16 protein-coding genes are annotated in these 18,357 nt (G+C 70.4%); 8 read left to right on the top strand and 8 right to left on the bottom strand.

Features of this window, described 5'->3' with window-relative positions; translation table 11 throughout:
* Positions 1-254 precede the first annotated feature (254 nt).
* Positions 255-2,249, top strand: a complete 1,995-nt coding sequence (locus HNR00_RS02665; RefSeq protein WP_183564487.1) for a potassium transporter Kup — start codon at positions 255-257, stop codon at positions 2,247-2,249.
* Positions 2,250-2,304: 55 nt separating this feature from the next.
* Here HNR00_RS02665 and HNR00_RS02660 read toward each other — a convergent pair whose 3' ends face one another.
* Positions 2,305-3,057: a helix-turn-helix transcriptional regulator gene (locus tag HNR00_RS02660; protein WP_183564485.1), complete on the bottom strand. Its 753-nt coding sequence runs from the start codon at positions 3,055-3,057 to the stop codon at positions 2,305-2,307.
* A gap of 532 nt (positions 3,058-3,589) precedes the next feature.
* On the opposite strand from HNR00_RS02660, the gene HNR00_RS02655 reads away from it, so the two are divergent.
* The 4 genes from HNR00_RS02655 (at position 3,590) to HNR00_RS02640 (ending at position 8,570) form a co-directional block, all read left to right on the top strand.
* Positions 3,590-5,824 (top strand): TonB-dependent siderophore receptor, encoded by a 2,235-nt coding sequence (locus tag HNR00_RS02655; RefSeq protein ID WP_183564481.1) that lies wholly within the window; start codon positions 3,590-3,592, stop codon positions 5,822-5,824.
* A 118-nt stretch (positions 5,825-5,942) separates the two neighbouring features.
* The gene (locus HNR00_RS02650) at positions 5,943-6,416 is read left to right on the top strand and encodes a hypothetical protein (protein ID WP_183564478.1); all 474 of its coding nucleotides are present in this window, start codon (positions 5,943-5,945) and stop codon (positions 6,414-6,416) included.
* 103 nt (positions 6,417-6,519) lie between these two features.
* The gene (locus HNR00_RS02645; protein ID WP_183564475.1) at positions 6,520-7,638 is read left to right on the top strand and encodes a pyridoxal phosphate-dependent aminotransferase; all 1,119 of its coding nucleotides are present in this window, start codon (positions 6,520-6,522) and stop codon (positions 7,636-7,638) included.
* Positions 7,635-8,570, top strand: coding sequence for a prephenate/arogenate dehydrogenase family protein (locus HNR00_RS02640; RefSeq protein ID WP_183564472.1), 936 nt, complete (start codon positions 7,635-7,637; stop codon positions 8,568-8,570). The genes HNR00_RS02645 and HNR00_RS02640 overlap by 4 nt, the downstream gene beginning before the upstream one ends.
* A gap of 10 nt (positions 8,571-8,580) precedes the next feature.
* Here HNR00_RS02640 and HNR00_RS02635 read toward each other — a convergent pair whose 3' ends face one another.
* Together HNR00_RS02635 and HNR00_RS02630 are read right to left on the bottom strand one after the other, a co-directional pair.
* Positions 8,581-9,684, bottom strand: a complete 1,104-nt coding sequence (locus tag HNR00_RS02635) for a DUF2125 domain-containing protein (protein WP_183564469.1) — start codon at positions 9,682-9,684, stop codon at positions 8,581-8,583.
* A gap of 120 nt (positions 9,685-9,804) precedes the next feature.
* A complete protein-coding gene (locus tag HNR00_RS02630) occupies positions 9,805-10,146 on the bottom strand; it encodes a hypothetical protein (protein ID WP_183564466.1) in 342 nt (113 codons plus the stop codon).
* A 329-nt stretch (positions 10,147-10,475) separates the two neighbouring features.
* Between HNR00_RS02630 and lptE the strand changes: the two genes are divergently transcribed.
* From lptE to HNR00_RS02615, 3 genes are all read left to right on the top strand, one after another.
* Entirely contained in the window at positions 10,476-11,030 is a 555-nt protein-coding gene (gene lptE, locus HNR00_RS02625) for an LPS assembly lipoprotein LptE (protein WP_183564463.1), read from the top strand.
* Positions 11,031-11,034: 4 nt separating this feature from the next.
* Positions 11,035-12,066 (top strand): DNA polymerase III subunit delta, encoded by a 1,032-nt coding sequence (holA, locus tag HNR00_RS02620; protein WP_183564460.1) that lies wholly within the window; start codon positions 11,035-11,037, stop codon positions 12,064-12,066.
* Positions 12,067-12,162: 96 nt separating this feature from the next.
* Positions 12,163-13,008, top strand: coding sequence for an intradiol ring-cleavage dioxygenase (locus tag HNR00_RS02615; RefSeq protein WP_246390255.1), 846 nt, complete (start codon positions 12,163-12,165; stop codon positions 13,006-13,008).
* A 6-nt stretch (positions 13,009-13,014) separates the two neighbouring features.
* On the opposite strand, the gene HNR00_RS02610 is transcribed toward HNR00_RS02615, so the two are convergent.
* The 5 genes from HNR00_RS02610 to mnmG all read right to left on the bottom strand — a co-directional run bounded on the left by HNR00_RS02610 (position 13,015) and on the right by mnmG (position 18,159).
* The gene (locus HNR00_RS02610; protein WP_183564454.1) at positions 13,015-13,434 is read right to left on the bottom strand and encodes a tellurite resistance TerB family protein; all 420 of its coding nucleotides are present in this window, start codon (positions 13,432-13,434) and stop codon (positions 13,015-13,017) included.
* 177 nt (positions 13,435-13,611) lie between these two features.
* Positions 13,612-14,520, bottom strand: a complete 909-nt coding sequence (locus HNR00_RS02605; RefSeq protein ID WP_183564451.1) for a ParB/RepB/Spo0J family partition protein — start codon at positions 14,518-14,520, stop codon at positions 13,612-13,614.
* Positions 14,521-14,631: 111 nt separating this feature from the next.
* Positions 14,632-15,477: a ParA family protein gene (locus HNR00_RS02600; RefSeq protein WP_183564448.1), complete on the bottom strand. Its 846-nt coding sequence runs from the start codon at positions 15,475-15,477 to the stop codon at positions 14,632-14,634.
* Entirely contained in the window at positions 15,474-16,109 is a 636-nt protein-coding gene (gene rsmG / locus HNR00_RS02595) for a 16S rRNA (guanine(527)-N(7))-methyltransferase RsmG (RefSeq protein ID WP_183564444.1), read from the bottom strand. The genes HNR00_RS02600 and rsmG overlap by 4 nt, the downstream gene beginning before the upstream one ends.
* A 175-nt stretch (positions 16,110-16,284) precedes the next feature.
* Positions 16,285-18,159, bottom strand: a complete 1,875-nt coding sequence (gene mnmG / locus HNR00_RS02590) for a tRNA uridine-5-carboxymethylaminomethyl(34) synthesis enzyme MnmG (RefSeq protein WP_183564441.1) — start codon at positions 18,157-18,159, stop codon at positions 16,285-16,287.
* Positions 18,160-18,357: the final 198 nt, after the last annotated feature.

The following is an 18,357-nucleotide window of genomic DNA, read 5'->3' as shown; positions in this document are numbered from 1 at the left end:
TCCGGGTTCGGGCCGCGTGACGACGCTGGCCGGACCCGAGCGCCCTGCGAGGCCGCGATGTCCGGCCTGAACCTTGCGACCCTGAGACCGCCATCGTCCTGCCTCCCCCCGCGACAAGCCGCGACGAGGCCGGGCGCGACGCTCCCGCCCGAGCCGGCGGCGGGTCGGTGCCCATCGGGTCGACCGACGCACACCCTTCATGCGCTTCCGGCAGACCCCTGCCGACGACGCACGCACCCGAACCCGACGGCCCGATGACCCAGCCTGCCAGCCCGAGCCTGCCGGCCGATCCCCACCCGGCTTCCGCCGTCGGCGGCCCCGCCCCCGGCGAGGGCGGCCCGGTCGCGACCTCCGCCGGTGCCGTGGACGCCTCCGAGACCTCGGCGCACGGCCACGGCCGCACCGGCTTCTGGGCGCTCACCGTCGGCTCGGTCGGCGTCGTCTACGGCGATATCGGCACGAGCCCGCTCTACGCCTTCCGCGAGGCGCTCGCGCCCGCCCGCGTCGATGGCATCGTTCTGCCCGAGGAGGTGATCGGAACCACCTCGCTGATCATCTGGGCGCTGCTCCTGATCGTCACGATCAAGTACGTCGCGATCCTGCTGCGCATGGACAACAACGGCGAGGGGGGCATCCTCTCGCTAATGGCCAAGGCCCGCCACGCGCTCGGCGGCTCGAAGCTCGTGTTCATGCTGGGCCTGCTCGGGGCCTCGCTGTTCTACGGCGATTCCGTCATCACCCCGGCGATCTCGGTGCTCTCGGCGGTCGAGGGCCTGAAGCTCGTCACGCCGGCGTTCGACGACTACGTGCTGCCGATCACGGTGGCGATCATCGTCGCCCTGTTCGCGGTCCAGAGCCACGGCACCGCCCGCGTCGCGACCTTCTTCGGTCCCGTGATGGTGCTGTGGTTCCTGGCGCTGGCGGCGGCGGCGCTCCCCTACATCATCGGCAATCCCGGCGTGCTCGCCGCCTTCAATCCCTGGTACGCGCTGCACTACCTGCTCGGCCACGGCACGGGCGCGCTGGTGGCGCTCGGCGCGGTGTTCCTGGCGGTGACGGGCGCGGAGGCCCTGTTCGCCGATCTCGGCCATTTCGGGCGCCGGCCGATCCAGGTGGCGTGGCTGTTCCTCGTCGCGCCCTGTCTCGTGCTCAACTATCTCGGCCAGACCGCCCTGGTGCTCGCCAAGCCCGAGACCACCGATCCGTTCTACCAGCTCGTGCCCGAATGGGGCCTGATCCCCATGGTGCTGCTCGCCACCATCGCCACCGTGACGGCGAGCCAGGCGGTCATCACCGGGGCGTTCTCGCTGTCGCGGCAGGCGATCCAGCTCGGCATGCTGCCGCGCATGGAGATCCGCCACACCTCCGAGGCGCATTCGGGCCAGATCTACCTGCCGCGGATCAACATGCTGCTGGCGCTCGGCGTCGTGATCCTGGCCGTCACCTTCCGCTCGTCCTCGGCGCTCGCCTCGGCCTACGGCATCGCGGTGACGGGCACGATGCTGCTGACCGCCTCCATGGCCTACGTGGTGCTGTGGAAGGTCGCGCGCCTGAAGCCCCTCGTCGCCGCCCTGGCGATCGCGCCCTTCTTCTTCATCGAGTTCCTGTTCCTGCTCTCGAACCTGCTCAAGGTGCACGAGGGCGGCTACGTGCCCCTGCTCATGGCGGGCGGCCTGATGCTGATGATGTGGACCTGGGTGCGGGGCGTGGCGATCCTCGTCAACAAGACCCGCAAGACCGACGTGCCGCTGATCGAACTCGTCGGCATGCTGGAGAAGAGCAGCTCCTACCACCGGGTGAAGGGCACGGCGGTGTTCCTCACCAGCGATCCCGACATCGCCCCGGCCGCACTCCTGCACAACATGAAGCACAACAAGGTGATCCACGAGAAGAACGTGGTGCTCACCGTCGAGACCATGGACCGGCCGCGCGCGCCGGAATCCGAGCGGGTGCGGATCGCGCCGGTGGGGCCGGGCTTCTTCAAGGTGGTGATGCGCTTCGGCTTCATGGAGACGCCCAACATCCCCCGCACCCTGACGCTCCTGAAACGCGAGGGCTTCAAGTTCGACATCATGTCGACCTCGTTCTTCCTGTCGCGCCGCTCGATCCGCCCCGCGGCCCATTCGGGCATGCCGCTGTGGCAGGACCGGATCTTCATCACGCTCGCCAAGAACGCCAACGACGCCACGGACTTCTTCCAGATTCCCACGGGCCGCGTGGTCGAAGTCGGCACCCAAGTCACGGTATAACGGGTTCCCAAAGGGCAAGCCCTTTGGCGGGGCTTGGGGCGGAGCCCCAGCGGCGTCAGAGCAGCCCCTGCAACAGCGCGATCGCCACGGCCTGCGCCCGCGTCGCGGCACCGAGCCGCTTCTTGGCCCGCTCGACGTGGAAATGCGCCGTGGCGCGGGTGACGCCGAGGCGCTCGCCGATCTCGGCATCGCCCAGCCCCTCCGCCACCAGGGCGAGACCCTGGCGCTCGCGCTCGCTCAGGGCCGGGCGGCCCGCGGCTTTGGCACCCGTCTGCCGCAGCGTCCGCGCGCGGGCGAAGGCGGTGAGCGCCACCGCGACGGTCGCGGCGCGGGCGGGGGCGTCGAACCGGTCGAGCCGGGCAGCGGCGAGGCTCGCGACGCCGAAGCGCTCGCCGGGCGGGCCTTGCGGATCGTGGACCGGGATGACGAAGCCGTCGCCCCAGCCGAACTCGGCGGCGGCCGCGAAGATCTGCGCGCTGGCGCCGGGATGGCGCGCCTGCACCTCGCTCCACGTGAACGGCTCGGTCGTCCGCGCGGCCTCCGCGACCACGATGTCGTCGGTGGCGAAGCCCTGGCGGGCGTAGAGTTCGAGCCATTCCCGCGGCCAGTCGAGCAGCAGGAACGGCTCCTGCGCGTCCGTGCCGGTGCCGCCCTCGACGGCCCAATCCGGAAGGAAGCCGACCGCGTAGGTCGAGAAACCCTGCGCCTGCACGGCCCGCCGGAACCGCCCGTTGAGCGCGGGCAGGGTGTCGGCCGACGCGATCTCCGCGCGCAGGGCCGTCTGGTCGGGTGGTGTCGATGTCTTCATGCCCGCCTCGTCCCCGCTCGATGCCGCGGCCGGATGCCGGACAATCCCGCGGGCTCGGAACGTCCACGACCGCAGGACGGCTGGATCGGCCGTGCCGCCGATAGGAGACAGTCCGAACGGAGAGTAGCCGAAACCGTACCCCTGACGGAGGTTCGCATGACCGGGCTGCACCTGTCCGGCAATTGTGAGGGGACCGGCAGAGGCGGTCGCTGTCCGCTTCGCGGGCCGAACGCCGCCGATCGAGGTGGGGTTCGGCGGATCCGCGTTTCGGGCCATGCAACCTCACGCACCGCGCGCCGCGCCGCCGCACGGGTTGCGCGCAATTCTGTGACACGCCTGCTACAGCCCCCCGCTTTCACGGCGGCGTGCTTCGCCCATGCCTTGCTCCATGCCCCCCCGGCTGGCTACGGCTGAGTTCGCGAAAAGCAAGTAATAACAGTAGTTTAGCATAATTCCAAACTGAGCGGTCGGCCGGCGCGGCAGCCTCGCGCCGCCGGTTTCGCCAGTTCGGGCAGATGGGGCTCACACGGTGATGCGGTCGGTTCACATTCTCGTCGGCAGGCACGGATTGCGGGCTGCGGCCCTGGCGAGCGCCTCGCTGCTGGCCCTCACGGCCGGCGCGCTCGCCCAGCAGAGCACGCGTCTCGACGAGATCTCCGTCGAGGGCGCGGGCGGCAACGGCAACGCCACGGCCGGCCGCGTGCTGCCGGGCCAGCTCGGTCCCGACGGCCGCCTGCTGCGCGAAGACCCGCGCGGCCCCATCGACGGCTACGTCGCGACCCGCTCGGCGACGGCGACCAAGACCGACACCCCGCTGATCGAGACGCCGCAATCGATCACGGTGATCGGCCGCCAGCAGATTGATGCGCAGAAGGCGCAGACGCTGACGCAGGCGACCCAGTACACGGCCGGTATCTATTCCGGCACCTTCGGTGCCGACACCCGTGTCGATTACTTCACCCTGCGCGGCTTCATCGCAAGCGACTACGGCATCTACCGCGATGGCCTTCAAGTGCTGAACTACGGCTTCGGCACATTCAAGGTCGAGACTTTCGGTCTGGAGCGCATCGAGGTGCTGCGCGGCCCGGCTGCCGTCCTATTCGGCGCAGGCAATCCCGGCGGTATCGTCAACCAGATCACCAAGCGCCCGACCGTTGCGCCGTTCGGCTACGTCGAGGTCGGTGGCGGCTCGTTCGGGCAGGTCTACGGCGCCTTCGATATCGGCGGCCCTGCCGACGACTCCGGTAAATGGTTCTATCGTCTGACGGGCTTCGGCCGTCAGGGGGGCACGCAGGTCGATGGGGCGCCCGACGATCGTGCCTACATCGCACCTGCTCTGACCTACCGCCCGGATGCCGGGACCTCGTTCACCATCCTGACGAGCTATCAGCGCGACTCGACCGCGGTAACGGCGAATTTCCTGCCGTACTCGGGAACGGTGCGTCCCAACTTGAGCGGCCTGCGCATCCCGCGTTCGCTCAACGTCGGCGATCCGGCCCTGAACACTTTCCAGCGTGAGCAAGCCTTCGCCGGTTACGAATTCGAGCACGCGATCGACGAGACTTGGACCTTCCGGCAGAATCTCCGCTACTCGTTCAGCGATGCCTTCCAGAACTCGTACCTGAACCAGACCGGATACGCTGACGCCGCCGAGACCACGCTGAACCGCTATCAGTTCCTGACGAGTTCGAAGGTCGGCATTTTTCAGGTCGACAATCATGCTGAGGCACGCTTTTTCGACGGATACTTTCGGCATAACCTGCTGATCGGCCTCGATTACAAGCGGTACGACCTGCACGATAACCAGGGCACCAACTTCCCGAACTTCTATCCGGTGCCGGGTCTGAGCATCACCAATCCGGTCTACGGCCAGATCCGCGGTCGGCCGTCCCCTTATCTCGTCAATGCCGACACCTTCCAGCAGCTCGGCATCTACGCTCAGGACCAGATCAAGCTCACCGACCAGTTGACCCTGGTCCTCGGCGGGCGGCAGGATTTCGCCGACAATGTGGTGCGTGACCGGCTCGTTCCGGCCAACAGCAGCCGCCGCAGCGACGAGGCCTTCAGTGGTCGCGCCGCCCTGATCTACAACTTCCCCGATGGCCTTGCGCCATATGTCAGCTACTCGACTTCGTTCCAGCCGCAGATCGGCTCAGACGCCGGCGGCCGCAGTTTCGTGCCCGAATACGGCGAGCAGGTCGAGGTCGGCGTCAAGTTCGAGCCAATCGGTTACGGCTTCTTCTTGACCGCCGCAGCCTTCGATCTCGTTCGTCAGAACGTGCTACAGCCGGTGCCAGGCACCTTCTTCAGCGCTCCGCTCGGAGAAGTCCGCTCCCGCGGCGTCGAGGTGCAGGCCGTTGCCAACCTCGCGCAGGGACTGAACCTTGTTGCTGCCTTCACCGCGTATGACCTCGTCACGCTCAAGGGTAACGACGATCAGGTCGGACGCACGCCGACCCGCATCCCGGAAGTGTTGGCGTCGATCTTCGCCGACTACACGATCCCGACAGGCGACTGGCGCGGCTTCGGCTTCGGCGGCGGCGTGCGCTACATCGGACGCTCCTTCGCCAACGTTGCGAATACCCTGGTCGTGCCCGAATACGTGCTGTTCGACGCCCAGATCCACTACACCTGGGACAACTGGCGGGCAGCGATCAACGCGACGAACATCGGCGACCGCCGCTTCGTGTCATCCTGCATCTCAGCCAATGAGTGCTTCTACGGCGAGGCCCGCCGGGTCATCGCGAGCGTGAGCTACAAGTGGTGAACCGCCGCAGGGCCCGTCCGCGGGCCCTGTCCGGCTTTGACGCGGCGGTCCGTCGGACTATCTCGGGGCTCTCTCTTTTAAGCGGATCGTGAGAATCCGTGTCCCCGAGGAACGTCCGATGACCGCCCGCCTTCTGCTCGCCGCCGCCCTCCTCGGCGGCCTTCTCGCTCCGGCCGCCGCGCAGGAGCCCGCCACGCCGCCCAAGGCGTCCCCGCCCGTCCAAGAGACCGCGCCGAAGGCCGACACGCCGGAGGCCGGGCAGCCGCGGTCGATCCGCAATGCGCCGAGCCCGCGGGCGCTGGAATTCGCCGCCTACATCTTCTCCGCCGTCAACGTCTGCGGCTACGTGCTGGGCACCGGCGAGTTCGAGGCGCTGCTCGCCAAGCAGAACACGAGGCCCGAGGACGTCAGCCCGCGCGGGCCGTTCGGCAACCGGGTGATGGGCATCTTCACGCTGATGTCGAACCAGATGAACCTCAACCGCGAGCAGGCCTGCATCGCGGTGGCGGGCGAGTACGGCCCGGAGGGGGCGGTGGCCAAGAACGTGCTGCTGCCGCCCGGCACCACGCCGCCCGAGCCGAAGCCGAAGTAAGCGGAACCCAGCCGCGCGGGAGCCGGCGCATCGACCGGCTCTCGCGCGCCCGCGAAATGCTGTAGAGGGACGGCCATCCTTATCGCCGCCCCGTGCTGCCACCATGTCCGCATCTTCTTCCGCGCTCCGCCCCCTCCCCCGTCCGGGCGTGCTCGCCATCGAGGCCTACGTGCCCGGCAAGAGCGCCGCGCCGGGCGTGGCCAGGACCCACAAGCTCTCCTCGAACGAGACGCCGCTGGGCCCGAGCCCCCGCGCCGTCGAGGCCCTGCGGGCGGAATCCGGCACGCTGGCGCTCTATCCCGACGGCAGCGCCGCGCGGCTGCGCGAGGCCATCGGCGCGCGCTACGGGCTCGATCCGGCCCGGATCGTCTGCGGCGCGGGCTCGGACGAGCTGCTGACCCTGCTGGCGCTCGCCTTCGTCGGGCCCGGCGACGAGGGCATCTTCTGCCAGCACGGTTTTCTCGTCTACCGCATCGCCATCCTGACGGCGGGCGGTACCCCGGTCGTGGCGCCGGAGACCGACCTGACGGCGGATGTCGACGCGATCCTGGCCGCGGTCACGCCGCGCACCCGCATCGTCTATCTGGCCAACCCCAACAACCCGACCGGCACCTACCTGCCCTTCGACGAGGTGCGCCGCCTGCACGCCGGCCTGCCCGGCAACGTGCTGCTCGTGCTCGACGGGGCCTATGCCGAGTACGTGCGCGCCAACGACTATTCGGCCGGCCTGGAGATGGCGCTGGAAGCCGCCAACGTCGTGATGACCCGCACCTTCTCGAAGATTCACGGGTTGGCGGCCCAGCGCATCGGCTGGATGGTCGGCCCGGAGCCGGTGGTCGACGCCCTCAACCGCATCCGCGGGCCGTTCAACCTCTCGGCCGGCGCCATCGCGGCCGGCGCAGCCGCCATCGCCGACGAGGCCCATGTCGCGGCGGCCGTCGCCCACAACGACGAATGGCTCGCCTGGCTCGCTCAGGAGGTCGAGGCGCTGGGGCTGACCGTCACGCCGAGCGTCGGCAACTTCCTCCTCGTCCACTTCCCCGACACGCCCGGCCGCACCGCCGCGGAGGCCGACGCCCACCTGACCAAGGCCGGCGTGATCGTGCGCCGCGTCGCCGCCTACGGCCTGCCCGATGCGCTCCGGGTGACGGTCGGCAGCGCGGAATCCAACCGCGCCTTCGTCGAGGCGCTGACCGGCTTCCTGCGCGGAGCGGGCGCGTGAGCGTCGAGCGGCTCGCCATCGTCGGCCTGGGGCTGATCGGCTCCTCGATCGCCCGCGGCGCCCGCACCTACGGGCTCGCGAAAAATATCGTCGCGATCGACCGCGATCCTCAGGTGATCGAGCGGGTGACGGCGCTCGGCCTCGCCGATTGGGCCACGACCGACGCGGCGGAGGGCGTGCGGGGGGCCGATCTCGTGATCCTGTGCGTGCCGGTCGGCGCCATCGGCGCGGTGGCGGAGCAAATCGCACCGTATCTGAAGCCCGGCGCCGTCGTCTCCGATGTCGGCTCGGTCAAGGCCGCTGTGGTCGCGGCCGTCACGCCGCACCTCTCGGACGCCAACGTGTTCGTGCCGGCCCATCCGGTGGCCGGCACGGAGTATTCCGGGCCGGATTCGGGCTTCGCCACCTTGTTCTCGAACCGCTGGTGCATCCTCACCCCGCCGGACGGCGCCGACGAGGCCGCGGTCGAGCGGGTGCGGGCCCTGTGGCAGGGCTTAGGGGCCATCGTCGAGACGATGACGCCGGAGCACCACGACCTCGTCCTCGCCATCACCAGCCATGTGCCGCACCTGATCGCCTACAACATCGTCGGCACGGCGGCCGATCTGGAGGAAGTGACGCAGTCCGAAGTCGTCAAATTCTCGGCCGGCGGCTTTCGCGACTTCACCCGGATCGCGGCCTCCGACCCGACCATGTGGCGCGACATCTTCCTCACCAACCGCGACGCGGTGCTGGAGATGCTCGGGCGCTTCAACGAGGACCTGTCGGCCCTGTCGCGGGCGATCCGCTGGGGCGACGGCGAGGCGCTGCACGAGCTGTTCACCCGCACCCGCGCGATCCGGCGCGGCATCGTCGCCATGGGCCAGGAGACCGCGGAGGCCGATTTCGGCCGGGCCCGCGGCGCGGCGCCCCCGGCCGCGACCGGCGGCTGAGGGCGCAGCCTCAGTAGAGCGGCGGCAACACCACGTTCGGCACCGCGAACGGCCCGAGCATCAGGCGACCGTCGCCGAGCTTGAGCGTCGGCAACGGCTTGAGCGCGTCGGCACCGCCCTCCGCCGCGGCGGCATCGCCCTCCTCCTTACGGCGCAGGCCGCCGAGGAACTGGCCGACGAGGTTGCCGATCAGCGCGCCCTTGTCGGCGCCGTAGCGCTGGCCCATCACCTGCCCGATCAGCGCTTCGAGCCCGACCGCGCGCAGGTCGAACCGACCCTCTGGCCGATGGGCCGCGTCGAGTCCGACGGCGCCCTTGGCCTGGAGCCGGCGCTCGCCCTTGGCGATCGACAGCCGCGTCACGTCGAGCCGCCCGCCGGCCTGACGCCACGTCTCCAACTCGCGGGCGACCGTGCCGGTGCGCAGCACGGCCGCCTGCTCGATGGTGGTGTCGAGGCCGATATCGGCCGGGTCGGCGCTGCCGGCGAGCGCGTCGAGACGCGGCACCGCCGCCTGGTCGAGGCGCAGGCTCACATCGACCGCGCCGTCGGAGGCGAAGCGGCCGGGCGTCGGGCGGGCATGCAGCTCGAGATGGCGGGCGGCGAATTCGATCGGGCCGGGATCGGGCGTGTTCACCACGCCCTTCGGGCCATCGACCACCAGAGAGGCGCGGCTGAAGCCGTCGGAGGCGGCGTGGAAGCTCGCCTCCAGCGAGGCCCAGGTGACGTTGGCGCTGAGATCGCCCTGCTCGACCCGGAACGGCCCGGCGGCCTCCAGCAGGACGAGCCGCGGATCGTAGACCTGCACGACCACGGTGACCGGCCCGAGCGAGAAGCTGCCGTCCGAGCGGGCGAAGCGCAGGGAGGCGCAGCGCAGTTCGAGCCGGAACGGGTAGCCGGTGATCGAACGGTCGGCGCAGGTCCATTGCCGGCCGGCCTTCGCTTCCTGAGCGAGCCAGCCGTCCATCTCGCTCTCGGCCCGCGCCCGGATCAGGAACCAGCCAACGGTCCAGGCCAGCACCAGGGCGGCGAGGAGAATGTAGGGGAGGAACAGGCCGATCCGCCTGCGGGGCCGCTCGGTCGGTCCGCCGGGAATCGAAGTGTCGGTCTGCGCCATCAAGGTCGTCCTGCGCGGCCCGGCGAAGCGGCCGGGCGGCCCGTGTTTGGAGACCGGGCGCGCGCAAGGCAAGTGCGCGGTGTGCCGCCGCGATTCGATCCGCGGCGGCAGGAAGCGGCGTCAGGGGGACGCGGCTTCGTCGAGCACGAGGTCGGCGACGATGGCGCGGCGCTCGTCCTCGCCCTCGGCGAGGCGATGCACGTGCATCTCGGTCGCGCCCTTCTGGCGGACGCGGGCGAGCCAGCCGCGGGTCAGCCGCTCGCGCGGGCTCTCGCCGGTCGCCGTCACCGAGACCGGCTGGGCGATGCCGGCGCCGTCGCGACGCACCGCGATCAGCACCGCCGGCCCGACCTCGGCGAGATCGGACCCGGCGATCTCGTGGACGCCGACGACGTAGCGCCGGCCGGAGCGCCCACGCCACGCGCTCAAGGCCAGCGCCGGGCTGCCGCGCAGGCCCGCCATCGTTCGCAGACGCTCCTCGCGCACATCCGCTCTCCGGGTTCGATCGTCCCTCAGATCGCGCAGAGCGACCGACCAGGACAGGGCTCGTTTGTTCGCCATTTGTTCTAATCTATCTCGCGCGTTCGTTCGGCGTCAAGGCGTCGTCGAAGGCGTGAATGCGATAGGCGGAAAATGGGAAGCGGCGTCCTCGCGCGCAAGCGCGAGGCGCGATCATCGTCTCGCCGCAGAGGGTTCGTAAAGCATGCTCCGGCAGGATGACCGCGCGCGAGGCTTGCCGTACAAGCGGAGCCGTACAGGCGTCGGGTCGGGGAAGAGCCGTGAGGCATCGGATGGGTGTGGCGTCGGACAGGCCGGGTGCCCGGATCGCGCGGGGCGCGCTGGCGCTTGCGCTCGCGCTCAATCTCGGCGCCTGCTTCCGCCCGCTCTACGGGCCGACCGCCTCGGGCGAGCCGATGCAGGCCGTGCTCGCCGCGATCCAAGTCGACGACGTGGTGATGGCGCAGGATCAGGAGCGGCTCGGGCATTACCTGCGCAGCGAACTCATCTTCGCCCTCGACGGCTCGGGCCAGGCCGGCCCGCCCAAGCGCTACCGACTGAAGATGCAGGGCAGCGAGCAGGTGCAGACGCCGATCGTCTCCTCCACCACCGCCCGCGCCGAGGCCGGCACCATCGTCGGCACGGTGAAGTACTCGCTGGAGAGCAGCGACGGCGTGCGGATCATCACCGAGGGCGTGGCCACCTCGACCGCGACCTACGACCGCTCGATTCAGCGCTTCGCCTCGCTGCGCGCCGCGCGCGACGCCGAGATCCGGCTGGCCAAGGTGCTGGCCGAGCAGATCAAGACCCGCATCGCCTCCGTCCTCGCCGTGAAGCCGAACAGCTAGTCTCATGACCGCGGTCAAGGCCGGGGATGTCGAGGGCCTGATCCGGCGCGTGCCCGATCCGCGCGTGCCCGTGATCCTGATCTACGGCCCCGATACCGGCCTCGTCGCCGACCGGGCGGCGCGGCTGATCGCCAGGATCGTGCCCGATCCGGACGACCCCTTCGCCCTGATCCGCCTCGACGGCGACGTGCTGGCGGGCGATCCCGGCCGCCTCGTGGACGAGGCCGGCACGCTCGGGATGTTCGGCGGATCGCGCACGATCTGGGTGCGCTCGGGCAGCCGCAACTACGCCCCCGCGGTCGATGCCGCGCTGAAGGCCCCGATCGAGGGCGCCCGCATCGTCGTGGAGGCCGGCGACCTCGCCAAGTCGGCGCCGCTGCGCACGCTGTGCGAGGGCTCGCCGAAAGCCCTCGCCCTCCCCTGCTACCCCGACGACGAGCGCACGCTCGCCGACCTCATCGACCGCACGCTGCAGGAGGACGGCCTGCGCATCGAGCGCGACGCCCGCGACCTGCTGGCCGGCAGCCTCGGCAGCGACCGCCGCGCCAGCCTCTCCGAGATCGGCAAGCTCGCCCTCTATGCCCGCGGCCAGAGCAGCGTCGGCGTCGAGGATGTGGAGGCCATCGTCAGCGATGTCGGCGCCAGCGTCCTCAACGAGCTGATCGACGCCGCCTTCGCCGGGCGCTCGACCGAGGTCGAGCGCACCTATCGCCGCTTCCGCCACGAGGGCATGGACCCCTCCGCCATGCTCGGCGCCGGCCTGCGCCATGCCCTGACCCTGCTGTCGCTGCGGCTCGACAATCCCCGCGGCAGCGCGAGCCAGATCGTCGCCAACTGGCGCGGCCTGCATTTCCGCCGCAAGGCCACCGCCGAGACGCAGCTCGCCCGCTGGTCGGCGGAGGGCCTGCGCCAAGCGGTGGCGTGGCTGCAGGACGCCGTGCTGGCTTGCCGCCGCGCCGATCCGGACCTCGCCCACGCCCAGGCGCAGGCGATCTTTTTGCGGATCGCCGTCGAGGCTTCGCGGCGCCGCGCCTGAACGCCGCCGTGACGGTCGGAAATATTCGGGACATCCTGGCGGTGTAGCGCTCTGTGGAGTGCTCGCGCGGACCACCACCGGGAGACCGTCATGCCGTTGCCGTCGAGTTCGCGCCGCGGGCTGCTATCCGCCCTCGGCCTCGGTGCCGCCGGGCTGCTGTCGCGCCCCGCCGCCGCGGCGGCGCCTCCGGACGAGGCCGGCGAGGGCGCCTGCCTGCTCACGCCCCAGGCGATCGAGGGCCCGTTCTACACCGATCCCCGCCTCGTACGGGCCGACATCACGGAAGGGCGCGAGGGCGTGCCGATGCGGCTGCGGCTGAGGGTGATCGAGGCCGGGCCCTGCACGCCGCTGGCCGGGGCACGGGTCGATGTCTGGCATTGCGACGCGCAGGGGCGCTATTCCGGCTATCCGGGCCAGGGCGATTCACGCCGCATGGACACCAGCGGCCAGACCTTTCTGCGCGGGACGCAGGAGACGGATGCCGGCGGCTGGGCGGCATTCGAGACGATCTATCCGGGCTGGTATCCGGGCCGGGCGACCCACATCCACGTTAAGGTCTTCCTCGACCGGCGTACCGTGCTGACCGGGCAGATCTATTTTCCGGATGCCCTGAGTGAGTTCCTCTACACCCAGGTGCCGGCCTATGGCGGGCGTCGGGTCGAGCGCCTCGTCGTCAACGCCAACGACGGCATCGCTCGCGAGGAGGACCCGCAGCGGCGCGCCTTCTGTGCCGTGAAGGAGGAGCGCGACCGCTACGTCGCGAGCCTCGTCATCGGGGTGAACCGCGGCGCGGACGTCGCCGGCCTCACCGACCGGCCCGTGACGCCCTCCGGCCGGCCGGAGCGCCCGCCGGGGCCGGGGCCCGGCGGGTTCGGACCGCCGCGGCTTACCCTCAAGGACCGGCTCGCCGCCCTCGTGCCGGGGCTCGGGCGGCGGCCGTAATCGGCCTTACCGGTCCAGCACGGCCCGGTCGTTCTTCGCCACCAGCGTGCGGAAATACGGATTCAGGTCGGCTTCGCTCAGGCCGAAGCTCTGGGCGAATTCCATGATGAGCCGCTGCTCGCCGGGCTCGGCCTCGCCGTCGGCCATGGCGCTGTCGATCATGTTGAGGATGATGCAGAGCCGCTGGTCCGGCCGCAGCCGCGGGCCCGCATCCGCCAGGAATTGCTGCGGCGGGGTGGAGCGGGCGTAGCGCAGGAGCGCATCGAGCTGCTGCCGGGTGGTATTGCGGCCGAGCACCGACATCAGGTGGCCCAGCTCCTCCGGATCGAGCTCGCCGTCGGAGCCCATGCAGTAGAGCAACGAGACGACGAGGCAGTTGCGCGGCGTCAGGTCGAGGGACGATTGCGACTTGAACATGTTGAACATCGTCGAGCCTCCGGCTTCGATCCGCACGAGGCGGATGGGCCGGAGGCTGATAGACGCCTTGTCCAGTCCTGTCGATGGGAACGATGCCGAACGATCTCGACGATGATTTAATCCGGTCTTGCCGGTGTACTGACCCGGCAAATCTATTCTCGGTTCGATCAATGAAACGCGCGTGCCCTACGCCTCCGAAGCCGTGCCCCCGAGCTTGCGGCAGAGCGCGTCGCGTTCCTCGGCGCTGGCGTAGCGGATGCGGATTTCCCCCTCCCCGCTCGCCTTGTCCTTCACCGCCACCGCATGGCCGAGCGCGCGGGCCAGCACGTCTTCCAGCGAACGCACGGTCGCGTCGCTGCCCGAGGCCCGGCGGGGACGGCCGGGGCGCGGCGTCTCGGACTCGGTGGCGTTGTCGGCCGCCGCCAGCGCCTCGACCTCCCGCACCGACAGGCCCTCGGCGACGATGCGGCGGGCGATCCCCTCGGGGTCGCGCACCGAGAGAAGCGCGCGGGCATGCCCGGCGGTGATCTCGCCCGCCGTCACCCGGTCCTGGATCGCGGGCGGAAGCTGGAGCAGGCGCAGGGTGTTGGCGAGGTGGCTGCGGCTCTTGCCGAGAAGCTCGGCGAGTTCGGCCTGGGTGTACTGGAACTCGCCCATCAGCCGCTCGTAGCCCGCCGCCTCTTCGATGGCGTTGAGATCGGTGCGCTGGACGTTCTCGAGGATCGCGTATTCGAGCGAGGTGCGGTCGTCGATCTCGACGACGACGACGGGCACCTCGGTGATGCCGGCGCGCTGCGCCGCCCGCCAGCGGCGCTCGCCAGCGACGATCTCGAAGGTGCCGGGCACGGCCGGCAGGGGCCGGACGACGATGGGCTGGATCACGCCGCGCTGGCGGATCGAGGTCGCGAGTTCGTCGAGTTCCGGCTCGGAGAAGCGACGCCGGGGATTGCGCGGGTTCGGCCGCAGAAACTCGACCACGACCTTGCGCTGCGATTGCGGCGGGCGGGCATCCTCCCGCGGGGAATCGTCGGAGAAGTCGCCGATCAGGGCCGCGAGCCCGCGCCCGAGCCGCGGCCGGGCCGCATCATCCGCCATCGCCACTGGGAAACTCCGTTACTCAATCGATGCTTGACCGCGCGACGGCGCGGCGGCGGGCGTCCGCCGGACGCGCCGAGCCCGCTCAAGGCGGGTTCGGCGCACCAAAGATTACGCGGCGGCGGCGGGCGGCGGGGCCCGGCCCTCGCGCTGGATGACTTCCGAGGCGAGCCGCAGATAGGCCTGCGAGCCCGCGCATTTCAGGTCGTAGAGCAGCACCGGCTTGCCGTGCGAGGGCGCCTCGGAGACGCGGACGTTGCGCGGGATCATGGTCTCGTAGACCTTGTCGCCGAGGAAGCCGCGCACGTCCGCCACCACCTGGGCCGAAAGGTTGTTGCGCGGATCGTACATGGTGAGCACCACGCCCTGGATCTGCAGCTTCGGGTTCAGAGCGCCGCGCACCTGCTCGACGGTGCGCAGGAGCTGGCTCAAGCCCTCCAGCGCGAAGAACTCGCATTGCAGCGGCACCAGCACGGCGTCGGAAGCCGCAAGCGCGTTGATCGTCAGCAGGTTGAGCGAGGGCGGGCAATCGATCAGTACGTAGGTGATCGGCTCGACGCCCGGCGCCTCGTTGAGGCCGCGCAGGACGTTGCGCAGCCGGTGCGCCCGGTCGGGGGCGTTCGCCAGCTCCAGCTCCAGGCCGAGCAGGTCCATGGTCGAGGGTGCCACCGAGAGACGCGGCACGGCGGTCGGCGTCACGGCCTGCGCCAGCGGCGCTTCGCCGGCCATGACGTGATAGGTCGAGATCGGGCGGCGGCGGCGGTCGATGCCGAGCCCGGTCGAGGCGTTGCCCTGGGGATCGAGGTCGATCACCAGCACCTGCTCGCCGATGGCCGCGAGCGCCGTGCCGAGGTTGATCGCCGTGGTGGTCTTGCCGACGCCGCCCTTCTGGTTGGCGAGCGCCAGCACGCGCAGAGGCTTGTGTTCTGGCGGCTTGGGCTGAGAAGAGTCGGTCATGGATCCACGCGGGAGAGCGACGTGACGCGCACGATCCGTGCCTGCGAGTCGGTGCGGCTCGGAATCAGGTCGCGGGCGAATGTCCACTCTCTGTCCGCCTCGGTCAATTCCGCAGCTGCATCACGGCCCTTCGGAAACAGCCCGACGGTGCCGGTTTTCAACAGAGGCTCGGTCCAGGCGAGGAGCTGGGTGAGCGGCGCCAGCGCGCGGGCGCAGACGACGTCGGCGCCGGTGAGGCTGCCGATCACGGTTTCGATCCGGGCGTTGTGGACCGTCACCGGTGCGCCGGTGAGGCGCGCGGTCTCGGTGAGAAAGGCGCATTTGCGCGCATTGCTCTCGATAAGATGTATTTTCAGCCCCGATCGTACTCGACCGGATATCGCCAGAATCAGCCCCGGAATGCCGGCGCCGGAGCCGAGATCGACCCAGGTCCTGGCCTCGGGCGCGAGCGCGAGAAGCTGGAGCGCGTCGGCGACGTGGCGGTGCCAGACCTCGATGAGGGTGGCCGGGCCGACGAGATTTTTCACGTTCTGCCAGCGAGCCAGTTGCTCGACATAGATGTCGAGGAGGTTAGCTGTTTCACGTGAAACATCGTGCTCGGCGAGGACGCGGGTGCGTTGATCGGTGATCATGCGACACACACAGAATAACGGCTCGTCCCCTCCTCTCCCTCATCCTGAGGTGCCGCGTAGCGGCCTCGAAGGAGGGCTCCAGGGATCGCGCGCGGGCTGGAGCCCTCCTTCGAGGCTGAGCTGACGCTCAGCACCTCAGGATGAGGGCGTGGGGTGGAGAGAGGTTGCAAGGTCCTCATGCCGTCGCCTGCGCCCGTCCGCGCCGGGCGTGCGCCGCGAGCAGCGTCAGCGCCGCGGGCGTCACGCCCTCGATGCGGGCGGCCTGCCCCAGCGTGGTCGGGCGGACGCCGTCGAGCTTGATCCGCATCTCGTTCGAGAGCCCGGCGATGGCGGCGTAGTCGAGGGAGGCCGGCAGGCGCACCGCCTCGTCGCGGCGGAAGGCGGCGATGTCGGCCTGCTGGCGGTCGAGATAGACCGCGTAGGTGGCGTCCGTCCGCAGCCGCTCGGCGATCCGCGACGGCACCTCGGCCAGCTCCGGCCAGATCGCGGCGAGCCGGTCCCAGCCGATCTCGGGGTACGACAGGAGCCCGAAGGCTGAGCGGCGCAGGCCGTCGCGGTTGAGCGCGAGGCCGTGGCCCGCGGCCTCGTTCGGAGTCAGGCTCAGGGCGTCGAGCCGGGCGCGGGTACGGCCCAGCACCGCCTGCCCCGCGGCGAAGTGGGCGGCGCGCTCGGGCCCGACGCAGCCGAACGCCGCACCGCGGGGCGTCAGCCGCTCGTCGGCGTTGTCGACGCGCAAGCTCAACCGGTATTCCGAGCGCGAGGTGAACATGCGGTAGGGCTCGCTCACCCCGTGGGTGACGAGGTCGTCGATCATCACGCCGAGATAGGATTCGGCCCGGTCGAACACCGCGAGATCGGAGCCGCCCGCGAGCCGCGCGGCGTTGAGGCCGGCCACCAGCCCCTGCCCCGCCGCCTCCTCGTAGCCGGTGGTGCCGTTGATCTGGCCGGCCAGAAACAGGCCCGGCAGGCGCCGGGTCTGGAGCGTGGCGTCGAGTTCCCGTGGATCGACGTAATCGTACTCGATGGCGTATCCCGGCCGGACGATGCGGGTGCGCTCCAAGCCGGGGATGGCGGCGATGATCGCGGCCTGCACGTCCTCGGGGAGCGCGGTCGAGATGCCGTTCGGATAGACGGTCGGATCGTCCAGCCCCTCGGGCTCCAGAAAGATCTGGTGGCCCTCGCGGTCGCCGAAGCGCACCACCTTGTCCTCGATCGACGGGCAGTAGCGCGGGCCCCGGCTGCTGATGCCGCCGGAATACATCGGCGAGCGATGCAGATTTTCGCGGATCAGGTCGTGGACGGCCTGGGTCGTGCGGGTGATGCCGCAGGCGATCTGGGGCGTGGTGATGCGCTCGGTCAGCGTCGAGAACGGCACCGGGTCCGCGTCGGCCTGCTGCATCTCCAGGGCGGCCCAGTCGATGGTGCGCCCGTCGAGGCGCGGCGGCGTGCCGGTCTTGAGGCGCCCGAGGCGAAAGCCGTGGCGATCGAGGGTTTGCGCCAAGCCGATCGCCGGCCCCTCCCCCACGCGGCCCGCCGGCACCTGCCGCTCGCCGATATGGATCAGCCCGCGCAGGAAGGTGCCGGTGGTGAGCACGACCGCCCCGGCCGACAGGCGCCGCCCATCGGCCAGCACCGCGCCCGCGACGCGCTCACCCCTCACGATCAGGTCATCGACCTCGCCCTCCACCACCGTCAGCCCGACGGTCTCGGTGACCGCCGCCTGCATGGCGCGGGCGTAGAGCGCCCGGTCGGCCTGGGTGCGGGGGCCGCGCACGGCGGGGCCCTTGCGGCGGTTGAGCAGACGGAACTGGATGCCGGAGGCATCGGCGACGCGGCCCATCAGCCCGTCGAGGGCATCGACCTCACGCACGAGATGGCCCTTGCCGAGTCCGCCGATGGCCGGATTGCACGACATCGCCCCGATGGTCGCGGCGCGGTGCGTGACCAAGGCCGTGCGCGCGCCGACCCGCGCAGCGGCGGCGGCGGCCTCGACGCCGGCATGGCCACCGCCGACGACGATGACGTCGTAGCTCGTCTCTGAAGGGTGCATGGACGGTGACTTACGCGCGGGCGAGCGGGGCGGTCAACGCGATTTGGTTCTTTGGGTTTTGGTGGGGATGAGGAGTGACCCGCTGCGAATGGGCGGCTGGACAACCCCGCCTTTCACTACGCGGCTGCTTCGAGAGCTGACGGCCCCTACCACCCGCACCGTCATCGCGAGGCGAAGCCGAAGCGATCCAGAGCGCGA

Origin of the sequence: Methylorubrum rhodinum, from assembly GCF_014199935.1 — a bacterium.
Taxonomy (GTDB): Bacteria; Pseudomonadota; Alphaproteobacteria; order Rhizobiales; family Beijerinckiaceae; genus Methylobacterium; species Methylobacterium rhodinum.
Note: the sequence above shows the minus strand (reverse complement) of the source record. Positions and strands in the feature narration are given on the sequence as shown.